The 18,514-nt window shown below is 68.6% G+C and carries 14 protein-coding genes and 1 pseudogene; 7 read left to right on the forward strand and 8 right to left on the reverse strand.

Going from position 1 to position 18,514, the window contains the following annotated elements; genetic code table 11:
* Nucleotides 1-44: 44 nt before the first annotated feature.
* Nucleotides 45-1,712, reverse strand: coding sequence for a bifunctional protein tyrosine phosphatase family protein/NAD(P)/FAD-dependent oxidoreductase (locus G3O00_RS28290; RefSeq protein ID WP_206144976.1), 1,668 nt, complete (start codon nt 1,710-1,712; stop codon nt 45-47).
* 34 nt (nt 1,713-1,746) lie between these two features.
* Nucleotides 1,747-2,631, reverse strand: coding sequence for an MBL fold metallo-hydrolase (locus G3O00_RS28295; protein WP_206144977.1), 885 nt, complete (start codon nt 2,629-2,631; stop codon nt 1,747-1,749).
* Nucleotides 2,632-2,880: 249 nt separating this feature from the next.
* Between G3O00_RS28295 and G3O00_RS28300 the strand changes: the two genes are divergently transcribed.
* The 4 genes from G3O00_RS28300 to G3O00_RS28315 all read left to right on the forward strand — a co-directional run bounded on the left by G3O00_RS28300 (nt 2,881) and on the right by G3O00_RS28315 (nt 5,826).
* Nucleotides 2,881-4,263, forward strand: a complete 1,383-nt coding sequence (locus G3O00_RS28300) for a sigma 54-interacting transcriptional regulator (RefSeq protein WP_206144978.1) — start codon at nt 2,881-2,883, stop codon at nt 4,261-4,263.
* A gap of 75 nt (nt 4,264-4,338) precedes the next feature.
* Nucleotides 4,339-4,869, forward strand: coding sequence for a DUF4124 domain-containing protein (locus G3O00_RS28305; RefSeq protein ID WP_206144979.1), 531 nt, complete (start codon nt 4,339-4,341; stop codon nt 4,867-4,869).
* 163 nt (nt 4,870-5,032) lie between these two features.
* On the forward strand, nt 5,033-5,593 hold the full coding sequence (locus G3O00_RS28310) for a DUF2975 domain-containing protein (RefSeq protein ID WP_175030643.1): 561 nt from the start codon (nt 5,033-5,035) through the stop codon (nt 5,591-5,593).
* 8 nt (nt 5,594-5,601) lie between these two features.
* Nucleotides 5,602-5,826 (forward strand): helix-turn-helix transcriptional regulator, encoded by a 225-nt coding sequence (locus G3O00_RS28315; protein ID WP_011352190.1) that lies wholly within the window; start codon nt 5,602-5,604, stop codon nt 5,824-5,826.
* 214 nt (nt 5,827-6,040) lie between these two features.
* Here the strand turns inward: G3O00_RS28315 and G3O00_RS28320 are convergent, their stop codons facing one another.
* The 4 genes from G3O00_RS28320 to G3O00_RS28335 form a co-directional block, all read right to left on the reverse strand.
* Nucleotides 6,041-7,069, reverse strand: coding sequence for a MerR family transcriptional regulator (locus G3O00_RS28320; protein WP_206144980.1), 1,029 nt, complete (start codon nt 7,067-7,069; stop codon nt 6,041-6,043).
* Nucleotides 7,070-7,189: 120 nt separating this feature from the next.
* Nucleotides 7,190-8,755: an efflux transporter outer membrane subunit gene (locus G3O00_RS28325; RefSeq protein WP_206144981.1), complete on the reverse strand. Its 1,566-nt coding sequence runs from the start codon at nt 8,753-8,755 to the stop codon at nt 7,190-7,192.
* Between the two features lie 2 nt (nt 8,756-8,757).
* On the reverse strand, nt 8,758-11,904 hold the full coding sequence (locus tag G3O00_RS28330; RefSeq protein WP_206144982.1) for an efflux RND transporter permease subunit: 3,147 nt from the start codon (nt 11,902-11,904) through the stop codon (nt 8,758-8,760).
* Nucleotides 11,901-13,010, reverse strand: coding sequence for an efflux RND transporter periplasmic adaptor subunit (locus G3O00_RS28335; protein WP_206144983.1), 1,110 nt, complete (start codon nt 13,008-13,010; stop codon nt 11,901-11,903). The genes G3O00_RS28330 and G3O00_RS28335 overlap by 4 nt, the downstream gene beginning before the upstream one ends.
* Before the next feature lie 186 nt (nt 13,011-13,196).
* Here G3O00_RS28335 and G3O00_RS28340 point away from each other — a divergent pair, with 186 nt between their 5' ends.
* Nucleotides 13,197-13,817, forward strand: coding sequence for a TetR/AcrR family transcriptional regulator (locus G3O00_RS28340; protein ID WP_174930808.1), 621 nt, complete (start codon nt 13,197-13,199; stop codon nt 13,815-13,817).
* A gap of 51 nt (nt 13,818-13,868) precedes the next feature.
* Here G3O00_RS28340 and G3O00_RS28345 read toward each other — a convergent pair whose 3' ends face one another.
* Together G3O00_RS28345 and G3O00_RS28350 are read right to left on the reverse strand one after the other, a co-directional pair.
* Nucleotides 13,869-15,602 (reverse strand): ClcB-like voltage-gated chloride channel protein, encoded by a 1,734-nt coding sequence (locus G3O00_RS28345; RefSeq protein WP_206144985.1) that lies wholly within the window; start codon nt 15,600-15,602, stop codon nt 13,869-13,871.
* A gap of 103 nt (nt 15,603-15,705) precedes the next feature.
* Nucleotides 15,706-16,773 (reverse strand): YeiH family protein, encoded by a 1,068-nt coding sequence (locus G3O00_RS28350; protein WP_011352183.1) that lies wholly within the window; start codon nt 16,771-16,773, stop codon nt 15,706-15,708.
* A 112-nt stretch (nt 16,774-16,885) separates the two neighbouring features.
* Between G3O00_RS28350 and G3O00_RS28355 the strand changes: the two genes are divergently transcribed.
* The gene (locus tag G3O00_RS28355; protein WP_206144984.1) at nt 16,886-17,779 is read left to right on the forward strand and encodes a LysR family transcriptional regulator; all 894 of its coding nucleotides are present in this window, start codon (nt 16,886-16,888) and stop codon (nt 17,777-17,779) included.
* Nucleotides 17,780-17,939: 160 nt separating this feature from the next.
* A pseudogene (locus tag G3O00_RS28360) lies at nt 17,940-18,514 on the forward strand (hypothetical protein); the annotation flags it as partial.

Here is an 18,514-nt window from a genome sequence, read left to right on the forward strand (position 1 = left end):
TCGCCTAGGACGAGGGAAATCAGCATGACGTCAGCGAGCTCCGGTCAACGTGCGATCGCGGGCTTCGCGAGCCATTCGCGGCCCTTGAGCATCGCCTTCCAGTAGAGCGGCGGCAGCACGCGCTCCTTGAGCAGCCACGCGAGCCGCGACGGGCGCTTGCCGTCGATCAGCCACGCGGGGAAGGTCGGTGCGACCTTGCCGCCGTACAGGAACTCGGCGAGCACGATCTTGCCGCGCTCAACTGTGAGCGGGCACGAGCCGTAGCCGTCGTACGCGGCGTCGCCGTGCGCGCGCCCGAGCGACGCGAGCAGGTTGTGCGCGACCACCGGCGCCTGCTTGCGGGCGGCCGCGGCCGTTTTCGCATTGGTCGTGTTGGTGGCGTCGCCGAGCGCGTAGACGTCCGGGAATTGCTTGTGCCGCAGCGTCGCCGGATCGACGTCGATCCAGCCGGCCGCGTCGGCGAGCGGGCTCGATCGCACGAAGTCGGGCGCCTTCTGCGGCGGCACGACGTGGATCATGTCGAAAGAACGCACGACGGTTTCCTTGCCGCCGTCCGGCAGCGCGCGCGCGAACGTCGCGCGGCGCGCGGGCCCGTCGATCGACACGAGGTTGTGGCCGAACGACAGCGCGATGTCGTAGCTTTTCACGTACTCCATCAGCGCGGGCACGTAGTCGGCGACGCCGAACAGCGCGGCGCCCGCATTCAGGAACTCGACATTCGCGGCTTCGAGGCGGCCTTCGCGCCGCCAGTGGTCGCACGACAGGTACATCGCCTTCTGCGGCGCGCCCGCGCACTTGATCGGCATCGGCGGCTGCGTGAAGAGTGCGTTGCCGCCGCGGAACGCGCGAACCAGCTCCCACGTGTACGGCGCGAGATCGTAGCGATAGTTGGACGTGACGCCGTTGCGGCCGAGCGTGTCGGCGAGGCCTTCGATTCCGTGCCAGTCGAGCTTGAGCCCCGGGCACACGACGAGCTTGCGATACCCGATGCGGCGGCAGCCGTCGAGCACGACCGTGTGCGCGTCGGGCTCGAAGCCCGCGACGGCGGCCTGGATTCGCTGCACGCCGCGCGGCAGCACGTCGGTCATCCGGCGTGCGGTGGTCTCGGGCCGGAACACGCCCGCGCCGACCATCGTCCAGCCCGGCTGGTAGTAGTGGACGTCGGCCGGATCGATCACCGCGATGTCGAGCGACGCATCGCGCGCGAGCAGGCTCGACGCGACCGCGATGCCGGCCGCGCCCGCGCCGACGATCACGATGTCGTGCCGTGCATCGACGGCCGGTGCCGACTGCCTGCCGGCTTGCGCGACGCGCGACGCGAGCGAGCGCAGGTCGTAGCCGGCCGGAGGGGCCGTCGGGACGATGTCGTTCAGCGGGCGCAGGCCGGCTTGCGACAGCGCCCACAGCGTGGCCGAGCGCGTGCCGCTGCGGCAGTACGCGAGCACCGGGCCGTCGAGCGACGCAACGAGCGCGCCGAACTGCGCGGCCTGGTCGTCGGTCACCTTGCCCGTATCGACCGGCAGGTAGTGCACGTCGATGCCGAGCGGCGCGGCGGCCGCGCGGATCTCGGTGACGGTCGGCTGGTCGGGGCCTTCGCCGTCGGGGCGGTTGCAGATGATCGTGCGGATACCTGCCGCGTGAAGCGCGGGCAGGTCGGCCGCCGCGATCTGCGGCGAGACCGACAGCGCGTCGGTCAGCTTGCGGATGGTCATGTCGGGGTTCTCCGGAGGGGGCGGGGCGTGTCGCTCAGATCGCGTCGAGCGGGATCTTCAGGTAGCGCACGCCGTTGTTTTCGGGCTCGGGCAGGTGGCCGGCGCGCATGTTGACCTGCACGGACGGCAGCATCAGCACGGGCATCGCGAGCGTGGCGTCGCGCGCGGTGCGCATCGCGACGAAATCATCTTCGGTCACGCCGTCCTTCACGTGCACGTTCGCGCGGCGCTGCTCGGCCACGGTCGTCTCGAACTGCACGTCGCGGCCGCCGGGCTGGTAGTCGTGGCACAGGTACAGGCGCGTGTCGGGCGGCAGGCCGAGCACGCGTTCGATCGAGTGGTACAGCGTGCGCGCGTCACCGCCGGGGAAGTCGCAGCGGGCCGTGCCGTAGTCGGGCATGAACAGCGTGTCGCCGACGAAGGCCGCGCGCTGCGTCGCGTCGTCGACGCAGTAGGTCATGCACGCGGGCGTGTGGCCCGGCGTATGCAGCGCGTGGATCGTCAGCGCGCCGAGCGCGAGCGTGTCGCCGTCGTCGAGCAACCGGTCGAACTGGCGGCCGTCCTGCGCGAAGCCGGGGCCCGCGTTGAACAGCGTGCCGAACACGTGCTGCACGCGGCGCACGTGCGAACCGATCGCGATCTGGCCGCCGACGTGTTCCTTCAGGTACGGCGCGGCCGACAGGTGGTCGGCGTGCACGTGGGTTTCCAGCAGCCAGAGCACGTCCGCGCCCAGTTCGGCGACGCGGGCGATCAGCCGGTCGACGCTCGCGGTATGGGTGCGGCCGGACTTCGGGTCGTAGTCGAGCACGCTGTCGATCAGCGCGCATGCGCCGCTCGCGGTATCGAGCAGCAGATAACTGACGGTGTGGGTCGCCGGGTCGAAAAAGCCTTCGACCGACAGCGTGGTGGCATGGCTCACGGGGTGTCCTCGATCGGGTTCTGCATCTGCAATCGGGATGGGTAAATCAAGAAGCGTGCCAGTTTGCGTCGGAGTGCCGGCCGATCTGCCAGGGACTTGATTCGGCTCGGGTTTTCGGTGCGGCCGCGGCGTTGCGCCGGTGTCGGCGGCATCCGGTTGCTGCTGCCGACTGCCACATCTGGCAGTGTCGTGGCAGAATTGGCAGTCCGCCTGGCAGTTTGTCAGTCCGCCCCTTCACCGAGCGTCCGCATGAATCCGCACGACACCATCCCGATCGTCCCCGCGCCGCGCCACGACGTCATGCCCGACGTGCGCGCGCTGGTCGCGTATCTCGAGCAGGATCCGCAGCCGATGATCGTCGTCGATCCCGACTACCGCATCCTCGCGGCGAACGATGCGTACCGGCGCCAGTTCGGCGTCGCGGGCGTCGAGCATGTGGGCCGGCACTGTTTCCAGGTCTCGCATCACTACGACGTGCCGTGCGACCAGGCCGGCGAGCATTGCCCGATGAAGCAGGCGCTCGAATCGCGCGGGTTGAACCGCGTGCTGCACATCCATCACACGCCGCGCGGCCCCGAACATGTCGACGTCGAATTGCGGCCGATTTTCGATGCGCACGGCAACGTGATCGCGTACGTCGAGCGGCTGACGACGGTGCGCAGCGCGTCCGCGCAGCCGAGTGCGGAAGGGCTCGTCGGCGGCGCGGACGCATTCAACGCGGCGCTCGGCGCATTGCAGCGCGTCGCGCCCTCGATGCTGCCGGTGCTGCTGCTCGGTGAATCGGGCACCGGCAAGGAACTGTTCGCCCGCGCGCTGCACGAGGCGAGCGACCGCGCGATGGGGCCGTTCGTCGTCGTCGATTGCTCGGGGATCGCCGAGACGCTGTTCGAGAGCGAACTGTTCGGTTACGAGAAGGGCGCGTTCACGGGTGCGAACCAGCGCAAGCCGGGCCTCGTCGAAACCGCGCAGGGCGGCACGCTGTTCCTCGACGAGATCGGCGACGTGCCGCTGCCGATGCAGGTGAAGCTGCTGCGGCTGATCGAGTCGGGCACGTTCCGCCGGGTCGGCGGCGTCGAAGCGCTGCGTGCGGATTTCCGGCTGGTCGCGGCCACGCACAAGCCGCTGCGCGAGATGATCGACGACGGCCGGTTTCGGCAGGACCTCTATTACCGGATCAACGCGTTTCCGATTCCGTTGCCGGCGCTGCGCGACCGGCGCGGGGACGTCGCGCTGCTGGCCGAATCGATCCTGCGGCGGATCGCGAACGCGCGCGCCAGTGCGGGCGACGCGGGCGCGCGGCCATTCGTGCTGACCGAGCGCGCACGTGCGTGTCTCGATGCGTATGCGTGGCCGGGCAACATTCGCGAGCTGCGCAACGTGCTCGAACGCGCGTGCCTGTTCGCGGATGACGGGACGATCCGCGTCGAGCATCTGCCGGCCGAGCTGGTCGCCGCATCGGCGGCGCCGCAGGACCGGACGGCCGATGCGCGCGGCATGTCGGACGCGGAGCTCGTGCGCATCGCGCGCACGTTCGACGGCACGCGCAAGGCGCTCGCCGAGCAGGTCGGGATGAGCGAGCGGACGTTGTACCGGCGGATGAAGGCGCTCGGGCTCGGGACGCGCGAACGCTGAGCGGGCGGTGCGCTGCTAGCAGCGGCAAGCGGCTTTGTCGATAATGGCGCGTTCGATCTTGCCTCTACCTCGCCGATGAAGAGACGCTTCCTTTCGCCTTGCCTGTTTCTTGCAGCCACTGCGCTGTGCAACCTGGCGCAGGCCGCCGCTGAATACACGTGGACCGACGCGGCCGGCGCGCACGCGGTGACGCTCGCGAGAACCGCGTCCGGCGACGACGTCGAGCTCAAGGTTGCCGCGTCGCTCGACGGCCGGCCCGACTGGACCGTCCGCGATTACGTGAAGGAGTGCCCGGTCGACGTGATCCTCGATGTCGTGCCCGCGTCGATCGAAATGCGCGACCTGCTCGGCAACGGCCGCAAGCAGTTCCTGTTCGCGTACAAGATCGGCTGCCGCGGCGACGTCAGCGCCGACCAGGTCAAGTACTTCCTGATCGACCAGGGCACGATGTACGTGCTGCGCGGCGAGGAAACCGTGACGGTCAACGGCAAGTTCATGGACGGCGGTGCGGCGCCCGTGCCGAATGCGGACCTGAAAGCCCAACCCGCGTTTCTGCGCTACATGACGAAGCATTGGCGCGGGATCAGTGCGCGCGACTATCGGTAGGCGCGCGGTCGGTGATCGCGGCGGTGCGTCCGACACGCGCCCGTCGCGGTGGGTTGAGCGCGAAGAGCGATAAAAAATAAAAACTATACAACCATAAATTATCGTTTTACGATAATTATCGATGTACACTCGACGCACGTTCATTCTTCGTCGAGGACTTCGCATGCATTCCGATCGCATCGCCCGTATCAGCCAGCAGATGGCCACCGTCACGCTGTGGTTCATCGTCGGCATGCTGGTGCTCAACGCCGCGTGCTGGGCGTTTCCGTCACTGAACGCAGCCTCCGGGCCCGGCCTCGTATTCGGCCTCACCGATTCGGTGATCTCGAACCTGAACGTGGACGTCGCCGCCTTCCCGTGGTGGCAGAAGGCGGTCGGCATCCTGCTGTCGAGCGTGCCGCTGATCGCGCTCGCGAACGGTTTGCGTCATCTGCGCGCGCTGTTCCGTACCTACGCGCGCCGCGATTATTTTTCCGCGCAAGCGGCCGGCCATCTCGGCAAGACGGGCCGTGCGATCGGCCTGTGGGTGCTGTTGAGCCTGCTGTGCGAACCGCTCCTGAGCGTGTGGGCGACATTGCGCGAACCGGTTGGCCATCGCGTGGTCAGTATCGGCTTCAGCCTGCCGTACGTGGTCGCGCTGTTCACTGCGGCCTGCATAGCGGTCATCGCGCACATCCTCCGGCAGGCGAGCGAGCTCGATGCCGAACATCGACAGTTCGTCTGAGGCGCGCCATGTCGATCGTGGTCAAGCTCGATGTGATGCTCGCGACGCGCAAGGTCCGCTCGAAGGATCTCGCGGCGGCCGTCGGCATCACCGAACAGAATCTGTCGCTGCTCAAGCAAGGGAAGGTCAAGGGCATCCGTTTCGCGACGCTCGAGGCCATCTGCCGCTATCTCGACTGCCAGCCCGGCGACCTGCTCGCGTTCAGCGATGACGGTGTGGGCGAAACGGACTGACGCATCGCAACGGCGACGTGCCGAGGCTGGCCGACGGCATGCCGGATGCCCGTCGCGCCGACTGCCGGCACGCATATTCGGGCGCGGGCCTGCGGCATTGCCGATGCTCGTACTGGATGTGGTTCGCGACACCGGTTGCAAATGGCGAAACGGGCGGCACACGGGAAATCCGCCTGCCGCCCGCACGGTCAAGCAATCAACGCACTCAACCTGCTCAACGCGCAGGCGCAAGCTGCGCCATCGCTTCCCGCACGAAGCCGATCAACGTGTCGTCGATCCACGAATCCTGCGTCAGTGACGGCTCGTTCATCATCGCGTGGCGGAATTTCGCATGCGTGGCCGGATCGGTGCCCGCATAGCGGCAGAACAGCGTGAGCCAGCGTTGCGCGAGCGCGCGGCCTTCCGGTGAATCCGGTCTGGCGCCCGCATCGATCGCGTCGCGCACGTCGCCCATCAGCTGCGGCCATGCCATTGCGCTTTCACCGTAGTGCGCCCGCATGAAGCGGATCTCGTCCGGCGTGAGGTACTTCTCGAAGATCCGCATCTTGGTTTCGGACGACGCGCGCAGCACATAGTCGCGCAGCGCGGTCGAAATGCCGATCTTCGACTGCATCGCCGGTTCGTGTTCGTGCATCAGGTTCAGCTTCGCCAGCAGCCGCGGGTCGTTGTTCGTGTCGCGCACGAGCAGCGCCATCCAGCGGCTGGCGAGCGCACGGGTGCGTTCGTCCTCGGCGGGCACGCCCGCGTCGTGCAGCGCACGCACCTCGTCGACGAGTGCGATCCATTCGGCGTCGCCCGCCTGGCTCTTCTGGTACATCGGCAGGCGCGCGAGTTCTTCCTCGGAAAAATATTTGTCGTACACGGTCATCAACTCCAGTGTGGTGAGCCAATCGGCCAGCTCCGGCTCCGTGCCCGCGGCGAGCTGCGCATGCAGGCTGACGAGCCGCCCGCGCAGCTGCGCGGTCTGCGCAAGCTGACGGTCGAGCAGCGCGATCTGCTTCGCGACGATCTCGACGAGCGGGGTGTCGGGCTGGTTCAGGTGGTCGCCGATTTCGGTGAGCGACAGGCCGAAGCGACGCAGCGCCTGGATCTGGTGGAGCCGGGCGATGTCGTGGCGGTCGTACAGCCGGTAGCCGTTGTCGGCGCGCGCCGAAGGCGTCAGCAAACCGATCGCGTGATAGTGATGAAGCGTGCGGACGGTCAGCCCGCTGCGTTTCGCCAGTTCTCCCACTTTCAGTCGCATTCGTTCCTCCGTTCGGTGCGCACACTGGAGTCTCGAACGTTACGCTACGTGAGGGTCAAGCGGAAGATCGGAAATCGGGTGCGCACGCAGATTCGGCACGCACCCGACGGCAGGGCCGGCTTATTGCGGCGAAGGCGGGGTGTCGGCCGTGGCGGCGCGCGCTTGCTGGCCGGTGGCGGAGTCGCCGGCTGCCTTGTCGGTCTTGCCGGCCTTGTCAGCCTTCTCGACCGGCGGCGTGCCCATCGCCTGGTAAAGCCGCGCGGTATCCGCGAACCGCGCGCCGGTCGCGCGAATCTCGTCGAGCCGTGCATTGCGATACTGCAGCTCGCTGGCGCGCGCGGCCGACGGCGGCAGCGCGCCGAGCCGCACGCGGGCCGCCGCGTCGTCATACGCACCCCGCGCGGACAGTGCGGCGCGCGACGACGCGTCGAGCGCTTCCGCATCGTGCTCGAGCGCCGCGAGCGAATCGGCGACGTTCTGGAACGCGCCGAGCACGGCCTGCTTGTACTGGTCGACGGCGGCCTCGTAGGTCGCCTTCGCCGCGCGGCGCTGCGCGAGCAGCGCGCCGCCGTGGAAGATCGGCTGGCTCAGCGACGCGCCGACGTTCCAGATCGAGCCAGCGCCCGACAGCATCGTCGGCCAGCTGAAGCCGCCTTTGCCCATCGCGGCCGACAGCGACAGCTGCGGGAACATCTGCGCGGTCGCGAGGCCCACTTCGGCCGCGGCCGCCTTCAGCCCCGCGTCGGCCGCCTGGATGTCGGGGCGGCTTTGCAGCAGGTCCGACGGCACGACGACGGGCACTTGCTCGGGCAGGTGCAGGTCGGCGAGCGTGAGATCGGCCGGCGGCTGATCGGGCGTGCGACCGACCAGCACCGCGAGCGCATGGCGCGCGGAGTCGCGCTGCTGGCGCAGCGCGGGCAGGCTCGCCGCGAACGTGTCGGCGCTTTGCCGTGCGTTCAGCGCGTCGCTGCGCGAAGCCGAACCGAGCGCGTAGCGGCGTTCGGCATCGTGCGCCTGGTCGTTGGCGAGCGCGACGAGCCGCTCGGTCGTATTGATCTGCGCATTCAGCACCGACACCGTGATCGATGCGGTGACGATGTTCGCGGCCAGCGCGCGCCGGGCGGATTCGAGCTGGAACGCGCTGACGTCGACGCGCCGCGCCAGCGCACGGTTCGCGAAACGCGACGCGCCGAACAGGTCGATCGTGTAGCTCGCCTGCAGTTGGCCGACGAACGTGTCGTACAGCAGCGTCGGCGCACCGAGCGCGGGAATCGGCACGCCGAGCGCACGCTGGCGTGTGGCCTGGCCGCCCGCGTCGATCGACGGCAGCATCGAGCTGCCGATCTGCCCGCGCAACTGTTCGCGCGCGGCATCGAGCGAGTGCGATGCCGCGCTCAACGTCGGGCTGTTGCGCAGCCCTTCGTCGACGAGTGCGTTCAGCGCATCGGAGCGGTACTGCTTCCACCAGTCGGGCACCGGCTGCGCGCCGACCTCGAACTGCTGCGCGACACCTTGCGCGGACACGGTCTGCTGGACTTGCGGCGTGGTGCCGTAGTGCGCGGGCGACGGCATCGCGGGTGGTTCGCCGCTCGGCGCGAACCACGAACAGCCCGCGAGCGGACCGGCGAGGCTCGCCACGGCGAGTGCCCGCACGGCTTGGGTTTTCAGGTTCATCGATCGATCCATGGTCAGGCTCCCGACGGCGCGGCAGGCGTGCCGCCTGGCGGCGGGCCGTCCTGCGGGTCGCGTTCGTCGCGCTTCACGCGGAACCACGTCGCATACAGCGCGGGCAGGTAGAACAGCGTCAGCACGGTCGCGCTCGTGATGCCGCCCATCAGCGCGGTCGCCATCGGCCCGAAGAAGTTCGAGCGCAGCAGCGGGATCAGCGCGAGCACGGCGGCCGCGGCCGTCAGCGTGATCGGGCGGAAGCGTCGCACGGTCGCGCCGATGATCGCGTCGATGCGTCGGTGGCCGACCGCGATGTCCTGCTCGATCTGGTCGACGAGAATCACCGAGTTGCGCATGATGATCCCGAACATCGCGATCACGCCGAGCATCGCGACGAAGCCGAACGGCTGGCCGAACAGCAGCAGCGTCGCGACCACACCGATCAGCCCGAGCGGCGCGGTCAGCACGACCATCAGCACGCGCGAGAAGCTCTGCAGCTGGATCATCAGCAGCGTGAACACGGCGATCGCCATCAGCGGCATTTGCGCGTTGATCGACTTCTGCGCCTTCGCGCTTTCCTCGACCGAGCCGCCGATGTTGATCTGATAGCCGACCGGCAACTGCGCGCGCAACGCGTTCAGCTGCGCGTCGACCGCATGCGTGACGTCGATGCCTTGCGCGCCGGTGCGCACGTCCGACTGCACGGTGATGGTCGGCTGGCGGTCGCGCTCCCACACGACGCCGTATTCGAGCGTCGGCTTGAAGCGGCCGAGCGAGCCGAGCGGCACCGGGCCGTTCGGGGTGGGCAGCGCGAGGCCGGCGAGCTTCGCCGGATCGACGCGATCGGCGCGCGGCGCGCGCAGGTCGACGGCGATCAGCTTGTCGCGCTCGCGGTACTGCGTGACGGTCGTGCCGGACAGCGTCATCGCGAGGAAGCTCGACACGTCCTGCGACGTGACGTTCAGCTCGCGCGCCTTCTTCTGGTCGATCTCGAAGCGCACCGAGCGCTCGGCAGGCTCGTCCCAGTCGAACTGCACGTTGACCGTGCGCGCGTCGCCGCGCATCGTCGCCGCGACTTTCTCGGCGATCGAGCGGACCGTCGCGATGCTGTCGCCGCTCACGCGGAACTGCACCGGATAGCCGACCGGCGGGCCGTTCTCGAGCCGCGACAGCCGCGAGCGCACGGCCGGGAACTGCTCGCGCAACGTGGTTTCGAGCCAGGTCGCGAGCTTCTCGCGGTCCTTCACCGATTTCGCGGTGATCACGAACTGCGCGAAGTTCGGCAACTGAAGCTGCTGGTCGAGCGGCAGGTAGAAGCGCGGCGCGCCGCTGCCGACGAAGTTCACCGAATGATCGATCTCCGGGCGCTTGTCGATCACTTTCTCGAGGCGTTCGGTCTCGCGCAGCGTCGCCGCGAACGACGCGCCTTCGGGCAGCCGCAGGTCGACCAGCAGCTCGGGGCGATCGGAACTCGGGAAGAACTGCTGCGGCACGAGCGTGAAGCCCATCAGCGCGACGACGAACAGCGCGCCCGTGATCAGCAGCACGACGAAGCGCCGCTCGATGCACCAGTCGATCCAGCCGCGCAGCCGCCGGTAGAAACGCGTGTCGTAGATGTCGTGCTCGTGATCGTCGGGCAGGTGCGCCTCGTGCGCCTGCCGCTTGCGCTCGGGCAGCAGGTGGAAGCCGAGCAGCGGGATCAGCACGACCGCCGCGAACCACGACGCGATCAGTGCGATCGCGGACACCTCGAAGATCGAGCGCGTGTACTCGCCGGTGCTCGATTTCGCGAGCGCGATCGGCAGGAAGCCCGACACGGTGACGAGCGTGCCCGTCAGCATCGGGAACGCGGTGCTCGTATAGGCGAACGCGGCGGCGCGGGCCCGCGTGTAGCCCTGTTCGAGCTTCACGGCCATCATCTCGACCGCGATGATCGCATCGTCGACGAGCAGCCCGAGCGCGAGCACGAGCGTGCCGAGCGACACCTTGTGCAGCCCGATGTCGAACAGGTACATGAAGAGGGCGGTGACCGCGAGCACGACCGGAATCGAGATCACGACCACCATCCCGGTGCGCAGGCCGAGCGACACGAGACTCACGACCAGCACGATCGCGACCGCTTCCGCGACGGCTTCGAGGAAGTCGTCGACCGAATGCGCGACCGCGTGCGGCATGCTCGATACCAGCGTCAGCTTGAGGCCGGCCGGCAGTTGCGCCTGCAGGTCCTTCGATTCGGCGTCGAGCGCCTTGCCGAGCCGGATCACGTCGCCGCCCGGCTGCATCGTGACGCCGATGCCGAGCACGGCCTTGCCGCCCGCCCGCATCTGCGTGACGGCCGGATCGTCGTAGCCGCGCTTCACTGTCGCGAGATCGCCGAGCCGGAACGTGCGGCCGTTGATGCGGATCAGCGTGTCGGCGATCGCGTCGACGTTGTCGAACTGGCCGCTCGGCCGCACGAACACGCGATCGTCGGCGGTCGTCAGCGTGCCGGCCGACGAGATGTCGTTCTGCGCGTTGATCGCCTGCCCGAGCTGCTGCGGTGAGATGCCGAGGCGCGTGAGCTGCGCGTTGTTGACCTCGATGAAGATCCGCTGGTCGGGGTCGCCGAAATAGTCGACCTTGCCGACGCCCGGCACGCGCAGCAGCACGGTGCGCAGCTGGTCCGCGTAATCGTGGAGCTGCGCCGGCGTGAAGCCGTCGCCTTCGAGCGTCCAGATGTTGGTGTAGACGTCGCCGAATTCATCGTTGAAGAACGGGCCCTGGGTGCCGGGCGGCAGCGTATAGCCGATGTCGCCGACTTTCTTGCGGATCTGGTACCAGGTTTCGGGCACGTCCTTCACCGGCGCCGAATCCTTCATCGTGAAGAAGATCAGCGATTCGCCGGGGCGCGAGTAGCTGCGCAGGAAGTCGATGGCCGGCGTTTCCTGCAGCTTGCGGCCGATCCGGTCGGTCACCTGTTCCTGCACCTGCCGCGCGGTCGCGCCGGGCCAGAACGTGCGGATCACCATCACGCGGAACGTGAACGGCGGGTCTTCGGACTGCGCGAGGCGGGTGTACGCGAGGATGCCCGCGAGCGTCGCGAGCGCGATCAGGTAGACGACCAGTGCCTGGTGGCGCAACGCCCACGCCGACAGGTTGAAGCGGCCTTCTTCGTAGGAAACGCTCACGATGCGAAGTCCTCCGGATGCAGCGGCGCGATCGCGCGCACCTTCTCGCCCGCGCTGACCGTGTGCACGCCCTGCAGCACGACGCGTTCGCCGGGCTGCAGCCCGTGCGACACCGTCACCGTGCGCTCGTTGAAGCGCGCGACGTCGACGCGGCGCAGCTCGAGCGTGTCGTCCTTCGTGCGCACGACCCACACGGCCGGTTGCTGGCCGTCGTGGAACAGCGCGGTTGCGGGCAGCGTGATCGACTGCGCGTCGCCGGTGGCCGGTGCGCCGTCGAACGCGACGCTGGCGGTCATCCCGAGCCGGATCGCCGGATCGGGCGCGGCGAGCGTGAGCTTCACGCGATACGTGCGGCTTTGCGGATCGGCGGCCGGCGCGATTTCGCGCACTTTCGCGGCGAACTGGCGGCCCGGCAGCGACGGCAGCGTGACGGTGGCCGCGTGGCCCGGCGTGAGCGACGCAAGCGCGGCTTCAGGCGCGTCGCTGACGACGTCGACGTCGCCCGACCACGCGAGCTGGTAGACGGCCTGGCCGGCCGACACGTTCTGGCCGGTGTCGGCCTGTTCGGCGGTGATGTAGCCCGCGTGATCGGCGACGAGCGTCGCGTAGCGGAGCTGGTTCTTCGCGAGCGCGAGCTGCTGCTGCGCCTGGTCGCGCTGCGCGAGCGCCGACGTGTAGCTGTTCTCGGTTTGCTCGAGCTGCGCGGTCGCGATCAGGTTTTCGCGCGCCTGTGCGCGATCGCGGTCGAGCTGCTGCTTCGCAAACGCGAGGCTGTGCGTCGCGGCATCCAGTTGCGCCTGCGCGCTCGCGGCGTTCTTCTCGACGTCGGACGGGTCGAGCAGCGCGACGACCTGGCCGACCTTGACCGTATCGCCGAGGCGCACCTTGCGCTCGATGATCTTGCCGGCGATGCGGAACGACAGCGGGGTGGCGTAGCGCGGCTGGATCTCGCCGGGGAGCGTGCGGGCGACGGCAGCGTCGTCGGCATGGGCGGGCAGCGCGACGACGGGGCGCGGGGCGGGCGGCGCGGATTCTTTCGGATGACAGGCGGCGAGGACAAGCGCGGCGCCGATCAGCAGCGCGGCGCGGGAACCGGAGCGATTCACGAAACCCCCAGATGAGGTGAGAGCGAGAGCGGAACGAAGCCGGCAAGCGCGGCCGGCGCTTGCCCCGAGCGGCGCCGGCAACGGCGCGCGGACACCATCTTTCAGAAACTGTGGCGAATTCTAATACACACCTGTATCTGAATGCAAAGATGAATCCGAAAGGTAAATAGTGCTAGACTGCGCGCCATGAAACCTCAGCGCTTAACTCGCGAGCAGAGCAGGGACCAGACGCGCGAACGTCTGCTGATTGCCGCGCACCGTATTTTTCTGAAGAAAGGCTATGTGGCCGCGAGCGTCGAGGACATCGCGGCGGCGGCCGGCTATACGCGCGGCGCGTTCTATTCGAATTTCCGCAGCAAGTCCGACCTGCTGCTGGAGTTGCTGGAGCGCGACCATGCGGAGGTGCAGGCCGACTTCCAGGCGATCTTCGACGGGGGCGGATCGCGCGAGCAGATGGAGTCGATGGCGCTCGCGTATTACCGGACGCTGTTTCAGGACGACGAATATTCGCTGCTGTGGGGCGAGGCGAAGCTGCAGGCCGCGCGCGACGCGAAATTCCGCGTGCGCTTCAACCAGTTCCTGCACGGCAAGCGCCTGCAGATGGCCGAGTTCATCCGGCGCTTTTCGGAGCGCGCGGGCACGCCGTTGCTGCTACCGGCGGAGACGCTCGCGTTCGGGCTGATGTGCCTGTGTGATGGCGTGCAGTCGTACTACACGGCCGATCCGCAGCACGTGTCGGCCGAGGTGGCCGAGTCGGTGCTTGCGGGATTTTTCGCGCGCGTCGTGCTGGGGCGCGCGCCGGACTGAGCGGGTGTTGGCCTCGAGCGGTGCTCGGGCTGCGGGCGGTGAGCCGCCCGGTCAGCGTTCGCCGGTCATCCGCCGGTACGCATCGAGTAGTGACGTCTTGTAGACGACCCCCGCGAGCGTCGGCTCGGCTTCGCTTTCGATCACCGGCAGGCGTTCGCCCTGGAACGCCATGAAGCGTTCGAGCGCGGTGGCGAGCGGCATGTCGGGTGTGAGGAGCGGAAACGGCGTGTGCGCGTAGTGCGCGGCCGTCTTGTCGGTCGTGTCGCGCTTGTCGAGCAGGTCCGACGTGATGTCCTTCAGCGCGACCGCACCGCGAAAGCGCCCGGCGTCGTCGGTCACGTACAGGTACTTCACCGGATATTCGAGAAACACGCGCGTCATGTCGGCGACGCTCGCGGTGAGCGGCACGACCGTCTGCGCGGGCTGGATCAGCTCGCGCATCTGCGTGGTGCGGATCCGGCTGCGTTCCTCGGCATCCTGGTGGTGGTGCAGCGTGATCTCGTACATCGACGTCGTGCCGGTCGCGCGCGCGACGAAGTACGCGAATACGCAGGACGCCAGCAGCGGCAGCACGACCTGGTAGCTGAGCGTCATCTCGAAGATCATCAGGATCGCCATCAGCGGCGCCTGCGTGGCGCCCGTCAGGAACGCGCCCATCCCGACGATCGCGTACGCGAAGTACGGCGACGTATGGCCGGGCCACACGGCTTGCATCGCGAGTCCGAACAGCGAGCCGAACACCGCGCCGACGAACAGCGTCGGCGTGAACACCCCGCCGATCGCGCCGGAGCCGACGGTGGCGGAGGTCGCGATCACCTTGAACACGAGCACCGCGACGAGCGCCTGCCAGGTCCACGGCGAATGGAGGATGTGGTTCACCACGCTGTAGCCGTTGCCCCACACGTCTGGCACCCATACCGAGATCACGCCGACGACGAGGCCGCCGAGCGCGAGCCGCACGGGCAGCGGCAAGGGCAGCCGCTTGAATGTGTTCTTCGATGCGTCGAGCAGGTGCAGGAACTGCGGCGCGAGCACGCCGCACAGCGCGCCGAGCACGACGAACAGCAGCACTTCGGGGCCGGTGACGGCCGGAAACACCGGCATCTCGTACGGCGGCCGGTAGCCGGCAAATTCGCGCATCACGATGTTCGCGACGACCGACGAGACGATCATCGGCCCGAGACTTTCCATGGCGATGCCGCCGAGCACGATCTCCGACACGAAGAAGGCGCCGGCGATCGGCGCGTTGTACGCGGACGTGATGCCGGCCGCGGCCCCGCAGGCGACCAGCAGGCGCAGGCGCGGCGGGTCGAAGTGCGCGAAGCGGCCGACGAGCGATGCGGCGAGCGCCGCGAGCTGCACCATCGGGCCTTCGCGGCCGATCGAGCCGCCGCTGCCGATCGTCAGCAGCGACGACACGCTGCGCCACAGGCTCTGGCGAACCGGCACGACGCCGTTGCCGAGCGCGACCGATTCCATGTAGTCGGTCTTGCCGGCCTGCTTGTCGCCGCGCGTCGCGAGCAGCAGCACGCAGCCGGCGAGGAAGCCGCCCGCGGCCGGCATCCAGAACCGCACGTACCACGGCAGGCGCTTGGCCATCTGCACGAAGCTGCCGCTTTGTCCGGAGATCAGGTGCTGCATCAGGTCGATGCCTTCGCGGAACGCCATCGTCGCAAAGGCGCCGCCGACGCCGACGATGGCCGACCAGATCAGCATCGTATGGGCGTCCGACAGGCGGAACAGCGTTTGCGCGCGAGTGCGCAGCTTCAGCAGGAACGAGAGCACGGCTGAAAGAGGGCGATGGAAAACGACGCGAAGCATAGCACTGCGCCGCGCCCGCGGGACCATCCCGTCGGGCGCGGCGCGCGAAGTGTCACGGGCGGGCAACTCAGCCAAGCCAGTGCTGCACGGCCCAGGTGATCCCGTAACCGCCGGCGATCAGCCACACGTACAGGATCAGGCCGGTCATCAGCGCACGGGGGCCGGCTGCACGGATCTGCGCGACGCGGGTTTCGATGCCGAGTGCGGTCATGGCCATCGTCAGCGCGAAGGTGTCGAGCACGTTCAGCGTGTGGGTGACGTCGGTGGGCAGCACGTTCAGCGAATTGACGATCACGAAGCCGAGGAAACCGAGTGCGAACCAGGGCACGGCCACCTTGCGCTTGCCTTGCGCGCCGCCGGCGGTGGCGCGTGCCGAGCGGGCCAGCCACCAGCCGAGCACCAGCAGCACCGGCACCAGCAGCATCACGCGGGTCATCTTGACGATCGTCGCGATGTGCGCGACCTGCGGGCTGATGTCGCTCGCCGCGCCGACCACCTGCGCGACCTCGTGGATCGTGCCGCCGAAGAACAGGCCGAGGCCGGCCGGATCGAGGTTCAGCAGCCCGGCGTGATACGCGATCGGGTACAGGAACATCGACAGCGTGCCGAACAGCACGACGCTACCGACTGCCATCGCGCTCTGGTGCGGCTTCGACTGCAGCGTCGATTCGAACGCGAGCACGGCGGCCGCGCCGCAGATCGCGCTGCCGGCGGCGGTCAGCAGGGCGGAATCGCGGTCGAGCTTCATGATCTTCATGCCGGCCCAGGTACCGATCACGAGCGTGCTGACCACGACCAGTACCGACACCGTCAGGCCCGGCAGGCCGACCTGCGCGATTTCCTGCAGGCTGACGCGCAACCCGAAGAACGCGACCGCGATGCGCAGCAGCTTGCGGGCGGAGAAGTTGACGCCGGCCGCCCAGCTGGCCGGCATGCCGTCGCGCAGCGCGTTGCCGTACAGCGCACCGGCGACGATGCCGACGATCAGCGGCGACAGGCCGAGCCCCGCGATCGCGGGAAGCTGGGACAGGCTCGTGACGGCGGCGGCGAACAGCGCGACGAACAGCACGCCGTTCAACTGGCCGCGCATCGACGGCGCGGCGGGGCTGAGATGGGGAGTCGGAGCAGTGGACATGGAAGCACCGTGATGGAGCGTGTTGCGATGGTGTAATCCTAATTTCGTTATATCGATATGAAAAATTGTGATTTGTGACGTAAACTATCCGGAAAGCCGATAATTTATCCCCATGACCCCGGATCAACTGATAACGTTCGCCGCCGTCGCCGAGCACCTGAACATCAGCCACGCCGCCGTGGCGCTGCATCTGTCGCAGCCGGCCGTGTCGGGCCAGTTGCGGCTGCTGCAGGACGAATTCGGCGAGCCGCTGTACCAGCGCGAAGGCCGTGGCATCCGCCTGACCCCGGTCGGCGAACAGCTCGCGCAGTACGCGAAGGCGCAACGCGATACCTTTGCGCAGGCGCGCGCGTTTCGCGACGCGGTACGCGGCCTCGAGGCCGGCACGCTGCGCATCGGCGCGAGCACGACGCCCGCGAGCTATCTGCTGCCGTACCTGATTGCGGCGTTCCAGCCCAGCGCGCCGCGCGTGGCGATCCACACGATGAGCGGCAACACGGCCGACGTGGTCGCGGCGCTGCCGTCGCTCGATATCGCGATGATCGAAGGGCCGCCCGGCGAGGCACTGCCGCCGGGCACGGCGGTGCATGCGTGGCGCGAGGACGAGATCGTGGCGATCGTGCCGACCGGCCATCCGCTGGCCGCGCCCGAATACGCGTCGGGGGTCACGCTCGACGCGCTGGCGGCCCATCCGCTCGTGCTGCGCGAGGCAGGCTCCGCCGTCAGGCAACTCGTCGAGCGCGCGTTCGCGCAAGGCGCGGCGCCGATGCGCGTCGCGTTCGAGATCGCGGGCGTCGAGGCCGTCAAGGAGGCCGTGCGCGCCGGGATGGGTGTCGGGTTCGTGTCCGCGATGTCGCTGCGTCACGACGATGCCGCGCTCGTCCTGCGCTCGCTCGCGCCCGCGCCGCTCACGCGTCATTTCTCCATCCTCATGCCGCACGGCGGTGCGCCGTCGCGGGTTGCCGCCCAATTCCTCGAAATGAGCCTCGCGCACGACATCGCCTGAGCGGCCGAACCCGGCCCGGGAACGCGCGATGCGAGCCGTCGGGTGCGCATGTGCGGCATGCCCCGTCTTAGGGATTTCCTCTATGGCGTGGGTCTGACGCGAAGCGCACCATCCGTCTCAAGCAAATGGAACCGGTTCCATTCCGGTGAAAAAGGGCAAAATGACAGACATCGTGATCGTGGCGAGCGCATTCGGGATGGACCGCGTGCGTCAGGAGGGCCACAGCGCATTCATCGCGACCGCGGCGGCATCCGGTGCGACCGGTTTCGAGGTGCGGCGCGAACTGTTCGCGTCGGAAGCGGAAGCCGCGCCTGGCGCGCTGGCCGCGCTCGGCGCGCAACTGGCCAGCCACGGGCTGTGGTCGGTTTTTTCAACGCCGGCCAACCTGTACACGGACACCGGTGCACTCGATGCGGACGCATTGCGCAGCGCGCTCGTCGAAGCCGACGCGCTCGGCGCGCGCTTCGTGAAATTCCAGCTCGGCGGCTTTGCCGGCGACGCGCACGCGGCCGACATCGTCGCGCTGTCGCGCGGCGCCCGGGCCGGGCGGGCCGCGGTGGCCGGACCGGGAGCGGCCTCGGCCAGCGGGCTCACCAACTGCTCGGTGCGGCGGCCGGCGCGCCAGCTGCGCCATGCGACACGTGCGCCCCATGCGATGAACAGCACCGCGATCGTCAGCCCGCGCGCCCAGCCGCTTTCGAGCGGCCGGACCTCGGCGAACGCGAACAGCGGGCC

It is taken from the genome of Burkholderia sp. Ac-20384, from assembly GCF_017104605.1.
Lineage (GTDB): Bacteria > Pseudomonadota > Gammaproteobacteria > Burkholderiales > Burkholderiaceae > Burkholderia > Burkholderia lata.

Bases quoted from the DNA above. Each gene is read 5' to 3' on its own strand.
- G3O00_RS28290 (WP_206144976.1), bottom strand. From the start codon at position 1,712: ATGACCATCCGCAAGCTGACCGACGCGCTGTCGGTCTCGCCGCAGATC.
- G3O00_RS28300 (WP_206144978.1), top strand. From the start codon at position 2,881: ATGAATCCGCACGACACCATCCCGATCGTCCCCGCGCCGCGCCACGAC.
- G3O00_RS28305 (WP_206144979.1), top strand. From the start codon at position 4,339: ATGAAGAGACGCTTCCTTTCGCCTTGCCTGTTTCTTGCAGCCACTGCG.
- G3O00_RS28310 (WP_175030643.1), top strand. From the start codon at position 5,033: ATGCATTCCGATCGCATCGCCCGTATCAGCCAGCAGATGGCCACCGTC.
- G3O00_RS28315 (WP_011352190.1), top strand. From the start codon at position 5,602: ATGTCGATCGTGGTCAAGCTCGATGTGATGCTCGCGACGCGCAAGGTC.
- G3O00_RS28320 (WP_206144980.1), bottom strand. From the start codon at position 7,069: ATGCGACTGAAAGTGGGAGAACTGGCGAAACGCAGCGGGCTGACCGTC.
- G3O00_RS28325 (WP_206144981.1), bottom strand. From the start codon at position 8,755: ATGGATCGATCGATGAACCTGAAAACCCAAGCCGTGCGGGCACTCGCC.
- G3O00_RS28340 (WP_174930808.1), top strand. From the start codon at position 13,197: ATGAAACCTCAGCGCTTAACTCGCGAGCAGAGCAGGGACCAGACGCGC.
- G3O00_RS28350 (WP_011352183.1), bottom strand. From the start codon at position 16,773: ATGTCCACTGCTCCGACTCCCCATCTCAGCCCCGCCGCGCCGTCGATG.
- G3O00_RS28355 (WP_206144984.1), top strand. From the start codon at position 16,886: ATGACCCCGGATCAACTGATAACGTTCGCCGCCGTCGCCGAGCACCTG.